Here is a 14,872-nt window from a genome sequence, read left to right as displayed (position 1 = left end):
AGTTGTTTAAACTTATTCACATTTTTTGCTGGTCACTAACGATATTGGCGTTGACCAGCTTTTTCGTGAAAGCAGTCGATTATGAGTATGAGTTACTCAATGAAAACGATGGCTTCGCATCTTCAATCGTCTTCTCAATCACGCAAGATGAATCTGGCTTTTTATGGCTTGGCACTGGCTATAATGGTGTACTTCGCTACGATGGAAACAATGTCATCAATTACTTGCACGACAAAGGCAAGGTTAGTGACTCACAAGCCAAGTTTTCTTTACCCCATAATAATTCAGGAAATCTTTTTTTAGATAACCGTGGGCAACTATGGATTGGCAGTTGGGGGGGAGGCTTAATTAAATACAGCCCTGAAAGCGAACGTTTCGAGCAGTATCTATATTCTGCAAGAGACTTTACTAGTGTGGGCTCAAATAGCGTTCAGGTGATATTTCAAGATAATACTGAACGTTATTGGGTTGGGACGTACACAGGCGGCCTGAATGAGTGGCTTCCAGATACTAACGATTTTAGAAGATTAAATGTCGATAATGGTGAGCACAATGGCAGTTCACATGACAGGATTTGGGATATTGAACAAAATACCGAAGGCACTTTATGGGTGGCTACCGGCAATGGTTTAAATAAGTTAGACATAAAAAGCAGCAAGTTTCATCATTATTTCCCATCGCAACAGACCAATATCGCCGAGCATGACAGGGTTCGAAAAATAATTTTTGGCGACAATAATCAACTGTTTTTAGGCACACAAAGTGGGATGTTGCGTTTTGACATCGCTGAGGAAAAATATCACAGGCTAAACCCAAACAATATGGGGGACCTCGGGCCAATATATTCAATTATCAAAACCAGCTTTGATGAGTATTGGGTGACCACCGATTATGGTGTATATAGCTTTAAAGATGGTAGTTCTGAGTTAACAAAAGTGCCGTTAGCGTTTGATGATCGATGCAGCCAAACGTTATTTGAAGATAGACAAGGTATCATTTGGCTCAGTTGTGAAGGGGTAGGCGTATACCGAATTACTCGCAAAAGCGTCTTTAACTTTATTCAACAAGCAAACCTCAAGTCAGCTTACTCACTAAAACGGGCTAACAATGGTGATGTGTTTATCGGCACCTCACAGTCAGGTTTGAAGCGATGGAACCCTGTTACCGAAACGCTTACCCATGTCTCCAAGCTACCTAAAGATCAGATTTCTCGCAATATCAATTTCATTGCCCAGTCTTATCAAGGTGACATTTGGTTTGGGGATGACCAAACTATGTTTCGCATAGACGAAGAAGGCCAGCAGACTGAGGTAGTACCACCAGAGCATCTGCAAAGTATGTTTGTTGATATTCGAGATATAGAGACAGACGAATTGGGCAACCTTTGGATAATTACTTCAACCGGATTGCATGTAGTTGATCATAGCAATAATGATTTTCAATACTTTTCTTTAAGCGATATTTCGGATGTGGTTTTTCAACAAAATGTTTCTTCTAGGTTGTATTTTGGACCCGATAACACAATGTGGTTGTCTTTTGGCAACGCTTTATACTACAGCAGCAGCGATTTGAATGAGTTTGTCGAGTTAACTAGCGATAACCTTGAGTTTATAACCGATGGTTTTGCGAATCTGATTTATTCAATTTTTATAGATTCACAAAATCGAATGTGGATAGGCAATAAACAAGGTTTGTTCACAGTAAATCTTAAAACCGGTGCTCGCCAACTGATTAGCGACTTTTTCAACGAAAGAGATAACCAAGGAGTCCGTTATATTAGTGAAGATGACAATGGTTTTTTGTGGTTTGTCACTCCCATTGGTGTAAGCCGTTTTAACCCTGAAAGTGGTGAGCTCCGTCATTTTGATAAACGAGATGGGTTACCTGGGTCTCGATATTTTTATAATCCTACTACACGTTTGTTTGATGGGCATATATATCTATCAAGTCGAGATGGTGTCGTTTATTTTGACCCACTTGCAATTGAGGATAAACAAGCAAAAGAAGCTACTATTTTGACGAACTTTGAAGTGCTGGGTAACAATCAGCGCTATAATGTCGCGAATATTGTCAAAAATGGCTTGTCTCTAGATTACGATCAAACTAACGTGAAGTTCGAGTTTGCAACACTTGACCTTTTAAATGCTCGTCAAATTCAATATAGCTACAAACTTGACGGGTTTGATGAAGATTGGATCGATAATGGTAGTAATAGCACAGCAACCTATACTAACTTAAATGGTGGTAATTATACTTTTAGAGTCAAATCTAGAATTAAGCAAAATGAGTGGTATGAGCAACAGCTCGCAGTAGATGTGATCGTCGCGACTCCAATTTGGAAGCAAAAGTGGATGTTTGCGGTGTATCTGTTCATTTTGATGCTACTTATCGCAATGTATATCAAAAGGCAAAAGCAAGCAGTAATAGAACTGGAGCGCCAAGTCGCCGAAAAAACAGCAGATATCGCACTAGAATCTAAAAAGCTAGCCGCGGCTAATAGAATAAAATCCCAATTTTTGGCAAATATGAGCCATGAAATTCGCACTCCCTTAACGACTGTTATTGGGCAAGCCGAAGCGATAATTTGTCGTGATGTTGAACCCTCAGACATTTATAAGGAAGTAGAAATTATTCACGATAGTGGCGTTTACCTGCTTGCTCTGTTAAACGATATTCTTGACGTTACAAAAATCGAAGAAAATAAATTTGAATTAGAATACTCTCCTCAAGACTTGCATGTGCTGTTAGAAAACATCAATACAATGTTTTCGATGCAAGCAAAAGTAAAAGGGTTAGAGTTTACTTTACAGCAGAACTTGCCTGTTCCCTTCGTGATTAATACTGATGGACTAAGACTTAAACAAATACTAATAAACCTTTTATCGAATGCTTTGAAATTTACACTTGAGGGTAGCGTGAAGTTAATTGTTGATTACGACAATAAACAGCTGAAATTCAGTGTGATAGACACCGGCATAGGGATCAGTGAAGAACAAGTAGAGCAAATATTCCAAAGTTTTACGCAAGGCGATAGCAGTATTAGACGCCGTTTCGGAGGTTCGGGCTTAGGTCTTCATTTATCTAACCAATTAGCGGGATTGATGAAAGGGGGGATCACGGTCACTAGTGAACTAGATAAAGGAAGCACATTCACATTCACCATGCCAGTACCTAATACGTCCAAGGCATCAGGCATATTACAGGGAACACTTGACTTCGATACCATCTCTGCAAAGCCTTTGTTTAATGGCTCAATATTACTAGCAGAAGATCATGACGATAATCGAAGACTCATCATCCGTTTGTTGAATAAATTAGGGTTAACCGTTTATGCTGCAAAAGACGGATTTGAAGCGGTGAACTTGTTTCAAGAGCATTCACCACAGGTGGTGCTAATGGATATTCAAATGCCCCGAATGGATGGAATACAGGCATTTAAGAAGTTACGCAGCTTAGGCTTTAATGTTCCTGTTATCGCGCTAACTGCAAATGCTATGCAAAATGAAGTGGAAGCATACTTCGACCTTGGGTTTGATGGTTACATACAAAAGCCGATTGACAGGCATTTATTGATAACTACTATTGCTACTTTTTTTGATAGCAAAGATGAAGATTCCATGAACAGAGCGACTTCGGTTCTTGGAAATGTAGACTTGTCAGATCTTATTGAGCAATTCCAAGAAGGCTTAAATAATGATTTAGAAGAGTTACAGATTTATGTTGAAAAACAAGATGTGCAAGCTATACGTGGTTATGCGCACAAGTTATCTGGGGCTGCACAACTCTTTGGTTTTAGTGCGATGAGTGAATTAGCCACTATATTAGAACAGAACATAAAGACTGGCACCAAAAATATCAAGCTACCGCAACAGGCGTTGGATGATCTGCTGATGGAAATAAAAAAACATTGTAAGTAGTGGTTAAAGAATAACCTCAAGAAAAAACACTTGGCAGCGGGAAATCGAAGGCACTTGAATATTTTAAGTCTATTCCCAACACTGCTAATTCACTTTTCATGTCGATCACTTTACCGTCAACCTCGTTTTCATTTCTGTCGTCACGTGAAAAGCCCGGCGCTCTGATCCCCATCTTTCGACAACACCATGTGTAATAATCTTGCCTACTCGGGTGGTCAAGTGTGGAAAGGTTAAAAGACTGTTCGACGATATTGCCTTCAACTAGCTTTTCAAGTATCGCTAGCAAATCAGTCTGATGTATGAGGTTTATTGGATTCAGCCCCAAACTGATATTATCTTTGGCGCTCAAGCTCAGAGCAGGATGACGTTGTCGACCCACAAGGCCCGACGGGCGAACGATTACACTTTGCTGCCAGAAGTGCTCTTTTATATAATTTTCTATTGTTTGATGTGCAAACCCTGAGCTACTTGAGGGGGCTGTCTGTGTAACTCGTGTGATGATACCTTTACAACTGCCATAGACGGCAGTTGTGCTAACAAAAATAAGCTGTGACAAACCCTGACTAAAGGCGTGCTCAATGAGTCCTTTCATTTGCACTTCAAAGCGCTCTGCAACAAAACCACTGCGCCCAGGTGGGATATTTAATATTAATGCTGCCCCCTTAAAATAGCGGGCAGGTATTGTATTTGAATGCGTATCATAAAGATTAAAGCGCACGCTTGATAATTGTCGGGCTGCGAGTGCTTTTTGCTTTTCAAGTGTGCGAGTCGTGCCGCAAACTTGCCAATTTTTAGCAATAAAAAGGTCAGCCAAAGGCTGACCCAACCACCCTAATCCGATAATGCAGATCTTATTCATGCGCGTTGATTAAACTTCATCATATCTATATTTTTCAGTTGCGGGATTTTTTGTACCTTGCTTTCGGCAATATCAACTTGTTTCATGTATTGGCATAGTGTTGCAGCGTCTTTTTCAATCTCATCTGCTCTGGCTGTCACTTTTTGTTCTATTTCTTCTCCCATGCGCTCCATGCGTTGCTCAAATGAGTTTATTTCACTTTCCCCGTTAATCATTGCTCGTCCAAGCGCCATAATTATCTCGCCCATTGCAGTTGGAATAACCTCTTCTAACAAGTCTTCGTATTGATTTTCCCACTCTCGCGACACACCGATATCGTGTTCTAGTGTTTGTGTATCAAAAGTAATGTACTCAGGGTCTTGATTTAAATGAGATTCAAGGCCGTTGTCAATCTGATCAAGTTTATTTCTCAAGGTTTCAACTGCTTTGCTGTTACTGCCAAGAAAACCTTCCAGTACTTCTGTTACGGCGTAATTAGCGATTTTAATGGCTTCTCTTGTCACTTTTACAACTTGCGGTATTGTATTTTCAATCGCAGCATAATACTCATCTACCCAAGCTTGTTGCTGAGCATTTAGGTTTATTTTATTGCCTTCAAAAAACAATTCTTTTTGCTCTGTGATTAACAATTCCTTTTTGTCTTCACTGAAAATACGTATATCTCCTTTTCGCATTGAAATATCACCTTGCATATTAACTTCACATTGATTTTCAATCGATATGTTGTTTTGCGCTTGGCTGAAGAAAGAGAGCAAACTTAAAATCCCAGCAATAATGGCGGCGATAAGTGTTTTCATGAGATTGTTCCTTATAATCTTGTTACTGTTCTCGAAAGTGGCTAATAGCTTGTCGCATTTCGACTCATAATTTTTCGTTTTGCAATGCTCGTACCAATAATAAAGTTCATAAAAAACATGGGTTTATTGTTTTTTATTTTGTTGTTTGTTTGAATTTCATTATCTACTAAGCAAAAAAACCAATAAGTTGTGAAATTGACCACGATCAAAAAACCTCTAAAAACAACCCTGTCGCATGTGACATTTTTTTGGATTCGTGCATAATACGCGCGGTCAAACTTCAAAAAGAGCGAGAAAAGAATGCAAGATTTTGTGAATGCTATTTTATTTGCCGGCGCAGCCTTAGGTCTTATTTTAGGACTATCGTGCATTATCATGGGCTTTTTGTCTGATAAAGCAGGCGCTGAAGCGATTCAAGAGCGAATTGAATATGGCTTCTTTGGCGTTTCTGGCTTGGTAGTAACGTTGTTGCTTGCTTACGCTGCAGCGTAAAAATTCGCGTTTTTAAACGTCAGGTTTCGTCTGAATACTGCTGACTCTTTGATACGCTACCAATCCAAAAGCAGGCAAAACGGCTAGTAAGTGATCGAAAATGTCTGCTTGTATGTGCTCATAAGCCACCCAGTCTTTTTGTTTGCTAAAACAATAAATCTCTATTGGAATACCTAACTCACTTGGCTTGAGCTGCCTAACCATACGGGTTAGGTCTTGATTGACTTGAGGATGTTGTTTTAAATATTCGCTAACATAGGCCCTAAATGTGCCTATGTTGGTCAAGCGCCGTTGGTTGTGTATATCATCGTCTGTTAGTTTTCGAGTCTTTGTGTCTTCGAGCAGTGCTTTCTGTTTTTCATTCAAATAACTTTCAATTAGTTTAAATCTTTTCCAATGCTCTAGATTTGCTTTGGTGGCAAACGTTACTGAATGAATATCAATTTGAATTGCGCGCTTTATACGGCGCCCACCTGATTCACTCATCCCTCTCCAGTTTTTAACTGCGTCGGTGGTCAGCGCATAAGTTGGAATCGTCGATATTGTTTTGTCCCAGTTTTGGACTTTAACAACGTTCAATCCAATCAGTGTGATTTCACCGTCGACGCCATATTTAGGCATTTCTATCCAGTCACCCGTATTAAACATACGGTTAGCTGCTATTTGAATACCTGCCACAAAACCAAGAATTGTATCCCTGAAAATTAATAGTAAAACCGCAGCGATAGCAGTCAAACCGGATAATAAGTAGACCGGGCTTTTGCCCAGTAAAAGTGAAATAACTAAAAATACAACTGCCAAAGTCACGAGTAAGCGGGCAACTTGAATAAATCCAGTAATAGGCGCTTTTTTAGCTAATGAACTCACAGCATAGATTTTTTCTACAGCGGTTAAAAGTGCATTGATAGTTAGCCAAACCGCGATGATTAAATAGGCTACGCTTAACGACGAAACAATTTGATAAGCTAGTTGTTGGTCATTGAAGAAACTCGGGAACGTTACATAAACCGCTATTCCAGGAATGATATGAGCTAGCCGTTTAAAAACCCCAGTATCAAGCAGCGCGTCGTCCCATGTGTTCTTGGAACGCAAAATTAGGCGGACGACTTTAAAATGTAGGATAAAGCGAACAATCGATAAACTAAGCAGTGCAAGTAATACTAACGCTATAACACTGGCAATTAAGTAGCTAATACTATTGATGTCTGTATTAACTCCAACTGACGCCAACCCATCAACCATTAATGATTGTATGGCATCACCATTTAAAAAAGGGGGACTCGTTTCTACGCTTTTATCCATTGCTTTATTAACTCATCCTTATTTAGCCAAACTTGATTTAGCCAAGATTGGAATGTCGTTTTAAAATTCTCGTCCTCAAAGTAATCACCGATCATATCATCGGACATACTCAGTACTTTTACGTCGATGTTTATACGCGTCATGTTACCACATAACATATCGTTCATCGGATGTTCGGAATCAGGATAACACAGGGTAACATCGAGTACGTTGCTGAACTGCTCACCCATGGATGCCATTGTAAATGCTATTCCTCCCGCTTTAGGACGCATTAAATGCTTAAAAGGGCTTTTACGAGCCAATGCTTTGCTAGGTGTGTAGCGTGTTCCTTCAACAAAGTTGATAACGGATGTTGGTTGGTCGACAAATTTTTCACAAGACTTTCGAGTCGCTTCAATATCCTTGCCTTTCAAATGAGGATGTTTTTGAATAACGGCTTGAGAATACCTGCGCATGAAGGGCATATCCAAGGCCCAAGCAGCTACACCTACGAAAGGCATCCAAATTAATTCTTTTTTAAGAAAGAACTTGGGCGGGGATGTGTGTTTAGCGCAAAACTCAATTAGTAATATAATATCTAGGTAGCTTAAGTGATTAGCGATAATTAGATACCACTTCTCTTTGCTTAATTCACTGTTGATACTGATATTAATGTCGAGTTGATTAAACCTTTTAATTAACCAAACACTGATTACGCTAAACGTGAAGTAAAATCGATGCATCAATCCTAATAGTAGGTTTTGTACAACTTGAAATGGCAATGCAAAGCGCACTAAGCCAAATAGAACAATGCATATTCCCCAAAAACCTAGGTTGGTCATTTGTAGACAAAAATGAACGAAGAATGTAATACAGCTTTTTATCTTACTCATATTCTATTTAACTCGGTTTATCTAGTTGAGCAAACTGGCTCAAACGTTGATCTTTCGCTTCCCATCTTGAATTGAGCCACTGCTGGAACACTGCGCGTTTTTTAGGGTCACTCAGCGACTCATTCGAAAACACGCCAGAATCGAAAATCTCGCTTATTGGCATAGTGTCAACATGGATCTTTATTTCTTTTACCTTTCCACGAACAAAATCCCAATAAGTGGGTATCCCTTGTGGGTAATAAATAGTCACATCAATCATTTTGGTCAAATGTGTGCCCATAGCTGATAGGACAAAGGCTATTCCACCCGCTTTTGGGGCAATAAGATGCTGATAAGGAGAATTCGCTAATTTCCGTTCAGTTACGCGAGTACCTTCGATGAAGTTCATCACACTGACGGGTTTGAACCTAAACTTTTCACACGCTTTTTTTGTTGTTTCTAAATCTTTACCTTTCAAGTGCGGGTTTTTCGCTAAAAATGACTTGCTGTATCGTCTCATGAAGGGAAAGTCCAATGCCCACCATGCTATCCCTAAAAACGGTACCCAGATCAGCTCTTTTTTTAAGAAAAATTTTAGAAAAGGAATCTCTCGATTAAAGACTCTTTGTAAGGCCAAAATGTCGACCCAAGACTGATGATTCGATATCACCAGATACCACTCTTTAGTACTTAAATCATCTAAGCCCGTGATCGTAAATTTAGTGCGCGAAAACAGACTTTGATTGAGGTTATTGACAGTGATCCAATTACTTGCGCAACCATCTATTACCCAAGAAACTGCTGTTTGCCATAACTTAATGGGGATTAGTTTTAAAAATGAGCCGATGAGAATGGGAACAAACCAAAACACTGTGTTAATGAAGTAAAGTACTACTGAAATACTGCCTGAGAGCACTCTTAAAGACCTTTTCATATTGCTATTCTGTTGCCTCTATTGTCACGATCGACATTTGATTTCGACCATTGTTTTTACACTTATATAATTCTTCATCGGCTACCTGAATGATTTCAGCCAAATTCATCATGCTATCAGCCAAAAGACTGCATACACCGATGCTCACCGTAAACTTGATAGGTTTAGGTAGGTTAGTAACAGTCACCTCTAAATATTGAGTGTCTATATGGATGTTCTGAATAAGTTGATGATGCGAAATCACATCTTTACCAGACATCAAAATGACAAATTCTTCGCCACCGTAACGACCGATTATATCAGTTTCGCGCTTACAATGGGATTGCATTAACCCTGCAAAGGCTTTTAAACACTCGTCACCCACTGGATGTCCATAGGTATCGTTTATTACTTTGAATTTATCTATATCGACTAATGCAAGGCTAATGGGCTGCTTCATACGCTGATTGGTTTTTATTGCATTGTTTGCTAACTCATCAAAGCCGGAACGGTTGAGCAATTGGGTTAGCCCATCCTCTCTTGCTTGTGCAGCCAAGATTAAATTCAGTTGCTCTAGTTCTTCTGTTTTTTCGGTGACCTGCAGTTGTAATTGTTGCTCAAAGTCCCGCAGTAACACATGTGATTTACGCAATCGTGTGGCGACCGCTTTAATTTCAGAGCTTGACTCAATATTAGCGCCAACAAGCGGCTCAAAAGTGGAAATTGGAGAATCACCACTTTGCTCAATCAAGTTCACCAAGGGCATGGCCATTTTTTGTGAGAGACGATGAGCAATAAGCAAAAAGATAAGGATGGTAACTAACAGGCTCACACCCAGTCTAGTGATTTGCCCACTAAACATAGCGCCTATATCTTCACTCGGAGTCAGTACGTACGCAGTCCAACCATATGCATTGGTAGATTCGCTTACAGCATATTCATTGTTTTGTAGTCTCGTAATCAGTAGCTTATCAGTTAGAACGCTGGGCATGGCGGTCGGTGAGAATCGTGTTAGCAAGGGTAGCGACAAAGCAGAAGAAGCATAAACAATTTGACGTTGGTTATCAGTAACGATCAAATCCTGAGTTTCTGCGGAGCGCAGGTAGTAGCTGGCCAAGTCATCAAGTTTTAATGCCGCTACAACAAATTCTTCATCGGTATTTGGCCGTGGTTTGAAAAAATGAATAGCTTGGTGAGCAGAGCCATAAATATCCTTGTGTGAGCTCAGCATATCAGTGTTTTGCATATAAGCATTTCGCTTCAAACGCTCTTTGACTTGCTCACTAATATCTAAATCTTCTAATTCAGAAAATATAATATCAGAAAATAAACTGTTTCTTGCGAGAGCAGACTCAATAACAACTTGTTTGTCTTCCGGCTTGTCGAACAATTGAGCTAGCACCGCTACTTGCTCCAGCACAGCTTTATTCTCATCTATTATTTGTTCTGTAAGTAAAGCATAGGACACTGCTTTCTCTTGCGTATTATTGATGAGTTGTTCTTCGTTCTTTAGCGTTGAGTACCGAGTTAATAACAGCGAAATTACCAAGGTTGGTAGGATCAGCGTCATCGCACTCAATGAAAAAATGTTAGTAGCTAATTTGTGTTCTTTCTGTTGTTCGCGAGTGGCGATTAATTTTGCCGGTAAAGTAAAATAAACTAAACAAGCTAGCGCAGCACACATTAAACCTGCTAACGCTTCTTTTGCTGTGTAAATCAACGCATAGGCTTCAAAAGGTAACTCAAAGACTTTTATTGCAAACCATGTCAATGGCATACCAATACACAACCAAAAGAAGATAGACGAAAGTAATAGGTAAACACGGTGGTATTGAAGAACGGCAAGCACACAAAACTCGATCATCGACAAGAGGCCGGCATACGGCAACTCTGCAAAGGCGGCCAAACCAACCGAATTGACCAAGCAGGCTAACAGTGCGCTTGGGAATCTTTGGGTAAGTAAGGCAAGCATGACCATCGTATTTCCCCATGTAAGGGAAATATCACCGAATAGCGGAGCAGATAAGTATATATTTATGCTCACGCCAAACGCTCCAAAGAGCAGGCCGATCATTATCTCTTTGCCAGTTATTATTATGTTATTTGTTGGCATCGTTTTGGGTAAATTGTTTATGCTGTGCTAGAACAAATAGCGTCTTAGTTATTGCACGTATGCACTTAATCTATTTCTTCCACAACGCTTACTTTTATATAGTTGTTCGTCGGCTGACTTAATTATGTCTTGGAATGGCATGTTGTAATTCTTTTTGAGGCTGCTCATTCCAATACTTACTGTCAGCTTTATGCTCGCATCATCCGCTTTTATGGTCATTTTTTCAATCTTTGTTAAGATCATTTTTATAAGTTCTTGATGTTCTTCGATTTGCCCGCCGACTAGCATGACGATAAATTCTTCACCCCCGTAACGACCAATTACATCTGTCTCTCTTTTGCATTGTTGCGTCAGCATATCTGCAACTGCTTTTATGCATTTATCTCCGACTGGGTGACCATAGGTATCATTGATATTTTTGAAGAAATCTATATCCAACAGTGCGATCGACACCTTTATATGATTCCTAATGCAGTTTCGATAAGATGCATTGGCTAGTTCGTCAAAACCAGAACGGTTGAGTATTTGAGTTAAGCCATCTTTTTGTGCAAGGGTATAAAGTTGGGCATTCAAATTTTGTAACTGTTTAGTTTTTTCTTGAACTTGATGTTCGAGTTGGTGCTGAAAATCGAGCATGATTTTCTTTGAGTCCATTATTTGCTGGGTTAATTTTACGGTTTCACTCGAAACATTGACCTCTTCAATTCTAATGGGCTTTTGGTGGTTACTCGAAAAATACTTACTTAACTGTGTCAATGGTTTGGTTAGTCTTTTCGACAAGCTAGTTGCAATAAACGAGAATAAAATCAAGGTCAGTAGAATGCTCAAGCCCAAAATATAGAAGTTATCGGTAATCACGTGAGTAACAGCATTAGGTTTGGTTAGCACAAAAACCTCCCAATCGTTTTCGATCATAGAGGACTGGAATATGTAGTTTTGTCCGCGAAATGATAAGGCTGGTATCGATTCAACTATACGATCTTGCGTTGGTTCAAAATCAAAGTTTGATAAGATCGGCAGATCGAGAGACTCGCTGGCAAACACGACTCGTTTTTGTTTATCTAAAATCACATACAAGGCGTTGTCTATCAAGTCATTTGATAGCCAGCTAAGTACACTCGTTCGATCCAGTTGAATCGCGCCTTGAACCATCCCAATCGTCTGTTTTTGTCTGATAATCGGCGAAATAAACGCGAGTATGGGGTCGCTTCCGAAGCCTTTGCCGGACAGGGCCTCTGAAATCACACTTTGTTGAGTGAAGACAGCTTGTTGGTAATACTCACGTCCTTTGAGTGAGTAGTAAGTGCCCATCTGGAGCTTTCTAGCATTCTCCAAAGGTGCCGCAATTATTACTCTCCCGTCCGGTTCAGCCACTAGCATGCTGCTGAAAGAGCTCTCTTTGCGCGTCAGGTCAAGCAATAAAGACTGCGCGTAGCCCGTTTCGTAATTTTTACTCAGTGCAAGCGCAATAAAAGAAATGGTGTCTGCTTGCTCCGACAAAAAGGCATTCGTGGCGGTACTGACCAACTTCGCCTGATTATTGAGTAATTCAGATATCTCATGCTCTTTGCTGTTTGTTGTTTTCCATGTAAAAACCAATGCGATAATAAGCGTGGGTAAGGTAACAGTCAGCATACATAAGGAAAAGATGACACGAGAAAATTTCGGAGGAGCGGTGTGATACCTTCGGTATTTTGAATTTGTTGGAATAAAGGTGTATATCAAAGCCGCCACAGAGCTGCACAAAAGACCATTAATACTTTGAGTCAGTCCCGATATGGTTAATACATCCGCATTAAACTGACTAGTTGCCGCGATAAAAAGGAGTGTGAGAGGTGTACCAATCGTTAGCCAGAAAATAAAGCTACTAGGGAGTAAAAAATACCCTTTTTTGAGCAACATATGAACAGTAAACATTTCGGCCAATAAAACAGCAAACAGGAATGGATTATCCAATTTAAATGCGATGGTTGCCCCTGATATTGCAAGTGCAATGACTGCTGCATTAAGACCGCGTGTGACTAGACAGATTAGAACAAATATTTGACCAAAGAAAAGTGAAAAAGAGCCATAGAACGGAATGATCAAAAATGAATTCACAAACGCGCCTAACACACCAAAGTTGAGACCTGAAATCAGAACTCTAGTGCGGAACAAAGAATCCTTTTCGCCCGCGTATCGGGATGATTCGAGTTCGAAATCTTTGATGCGTAATTCCTTTTTCGCGGCGGACATTCTTCTATTATTACCTAGTTAAACTTGATCCCATAAAGATGCCACTTACTTTGGATGAAAACAATTGTATGAATTGGCTACTTACCTAATACTATTGCCGTATTTTTGTACAGTTTTGAATCGATTTTTCGTTATTTAACGCTTAATTTGATCTATTGCCACGCTTATATTCTATACTCAATTTCAATAAACGCTATGCGTAACTAATGATTTTTCTTAAACGATTTACTAAGGATCTTGTCCAATGTCTCAATTCATCAAATCTAAAGCTGCAATTGCATGGGGGCCCAAACAACCCTTGAGCATTGAAGAGGTTGACGTAATGCTGCCAAAAGCCGGCGAAGTTTTAGTAAGGATTACTGCTACGGGTGTTTGCCATACTGATGCGTTCACTCTATCAGGGGAGGATCCAGAAGGTATTTTCCCTGCAATTTTGGGACATGAGGGCGGTGGCATTGTTGAACAAGTTGGTGAAGGTGTGACCTCGGTAGTAGTAGGTGATCACGTTATCCCTTTATATACGCCTGAATGCAGAGAATGTAAGTTTTGCAAATCTGGAAAGACAAACCTTTGCCAAAGTATTAGGGCAACTCAAGGGCAAGGCCTTATGCCGGATGGCACCACGCGTTTTTATAAAGATGGTAAGCCTATTTATCACTACATGGGATGCTCTACGTTTTCTGAATACACAGTGTTGCCAGAAATTTCATTGGCAAAAGTGAATAAAAAAGCTGCATTGGATGAGGTCTGCTTATTTGGTTGTGGTGTTACGACAGGTATTGGCGCTGTTATCAATACGGCAAAGGTAAAAGAAGGTGATTCGGTTGCCGTATTTGGTCTAGGTGGTATTGGCTTGTCAGCCATTATTGGAGCGGTAATGGCAAAAGCGGGTAGAATTATCGCAGTCGATATCAACGAATCTAAATTTGAGCTGGCAAGAAAGCTTGGGGCCACTGATTGCATAAACCCTAAATCCTACGATAAACCCATCCAAGACGTCATTGTTGAATTAACCGACGGCGGCGTTGACTTTTCTTTCGAGTGTATTGGCAATGTCGATATCATGAGAAGCGCCTTAGAATGTTGTCACAAGGGATGGGGGGAGTCGGTGATTATTGGGGTTGCAGGTGCAGGGCAAGAAATAAGCACGCGACCGTTTCAGCTGGTGACGGGCAGAGTTTGGCGCGGAACTGCGTTTGGTGGAGTGAAAGGACGTAGCGAATTACCTAATTATGTAGAACAATATTTAGCTGGCGAAATTAAGTTGGATGACTTTATCACTCATAATTTGCCACTAGAAGAAATTAACGATGCGTTTGAACTCATGCATGAGGGGAAAAGTATCCGTTCAGTTGTGCATTTTCAGGCTAGTCCCAAGTTAGGAAGCGCGTAA

At 40.1% G+C, this 14,872-nt stretch carries 10 protein-coding genes; 3 read left to right on the top strand and 7 right to left on the bottom strand.

Going from position 1 to position 14,872, the window contains the following annotated elements:
* Nucleotides 1–2: 2 nt before the first annotated feature.
* Entirely contained in the window at nt 3–3,917 is a 3,915-nt protein-coding gene (locus KUL10_RS16685; RefSeq protein ID WP_110430093.1) for a hybrid sensor histidine kinase/response regulator, read from the top strand.
* A 16-nt stretch (nt 3,918–3,933) separates the two neighbouring features.
* On the opposite strand, the gene KUL10_RS16680 is transcribed toward KUL10_RS16685, so the two are convergent.
* Nucleotides 3,934–4,776 (bottom strand): NAD-dependent epimerase/dehydratase family protein, encoded by an 843-nt coding sequence (locus KUL10_RS16680; RefSeq protein WP_110430092.1) that lies wholly within the window; start codon nt 4,774–4,776, stop codon nt 3,934–3,936.
* A complete protein-coding gene (locus tag KUL10_RS16675; protein WP_110430091.1) occupies nt 4,773–5,573 on the bottom strand; it encodes a DUF2884 family protein in 801 nt (266 codons plus the stop codon). The genes KUL10_RS16680 and KUL10_RS16675 overlap by 4 nt, the downstream gene beginning before the upstream one ends.
* Before the next feature lie 300 nt (nt 5,574–5,873).
* Here KUL10_RS16675 and KUL10_RS16665 point away from each other — a divergent pair, with 300 nt between their 5' ends.
* Complete coding sequence (locus KUL10_RS16665) at nt 5,874–6,065, top strand: hypothetical protein (protein ID WP_110430089.1); 192 nt, start codon at nt 5,874–5,876, stop codon at nt 6,063–6,065.
* Between the two features lie 12 nt (nt 6,066–6,077).
* Here KUL10_RS16665 and KUL10_RS16660 read toward each other — a convergent pair whose 3' ends face one another.
* The 5 genes from KUL10_RS16660 to KUL10_RS16640 all read right to left on the bottom strand — a co-directional run bounded on the left by KUL10_RS16660 (nt 6,078) and on the right by KUL10_RS16640 (nt 13,479).
* A complete protein-coding gene (locus KUL10_RS16660; protein WP_110430088.1) occupies nt 6,078–7,367 on the bottom strand; it encodes a mechanosensitive ion channel family protein in 1,290 nt (429 codons plus the stop codon).
* Entirely contained in the window at nt 7,352–8,239 is an 888-nt protein-coding gene (locus KUL10_RS16655) for an acyltransferase (protein WP_110430087.1), read from the bottom strand. Before KUL10_RS16655 ends, KUL10_RS16660 begins: the two co-directional genes overlap by 16 nt.
* A 7-nt stretch (nt 8,240–8,246) precedes the next feature.
* A complete protein-coding gene (locus tag KUL10_RS16650; protein ID WP_110430086.1) occupies nt 8,247–9,152 on the bottom strand; it encodes an acyltransferase in 906 nt (301 codons plus the stop codon).
* Between the two features lie 4 nt (nt 9,153–9,156).
* A complete protein-coding gene (locus tag KUL10_RS16645) occupies nt 9,157–11,175 on the bottom strand; it encodes a GGDEF domain-containing protein (protein WP_158525415.1) in 2,019 nt (672 codons plus the stop codon).
* Between the two features lie 117 nt (nt 11,176–11,292).
* Nucleotides 11,293–13,479, bottom strand: a complete 2,187-nt coding sequence (locus tag KUL10_RS16640) for a diguanylate cyclase (RefSeq protein WP_110430084.1) — start codon at nt 13,477–13,479, stop codon at nt 11,293–11,295.
* Between the two features lie 244 nt (nt 13,480–13,723).
* Here KUL10_RS16640 and KUL10_RS16635 point away from each other — a divergent pair, with 244 nt between their 5' ends.
* A complete protein-coding gene (locus tag KUL10_RS16635; RefSeq protein WP_110430083.1) occupies nt 13,724–14,872 on the top strand; it encodes an S-(hydroxymethyl)glutathione dehydrogenase/class III alcohol dehydrogenase in 1,149 nt (382 codons plus the stop codon).

The sequence above is a fragment of the Glaciecola sp. KUL10 genome (assembly GCF_003203515.1).
Taxonomy (GTDB): domain Bacteria; phylum Pseudomonadota; class Gammaproteobacteria; order Enterobacterales; family Alteromonadaceae; genus Glaciecola.
The sequence above is the reverse complement of the archived record's forward strand: the minus strand, read 5'-3'. Positions and strand labels throughout refer to the sequence as shown.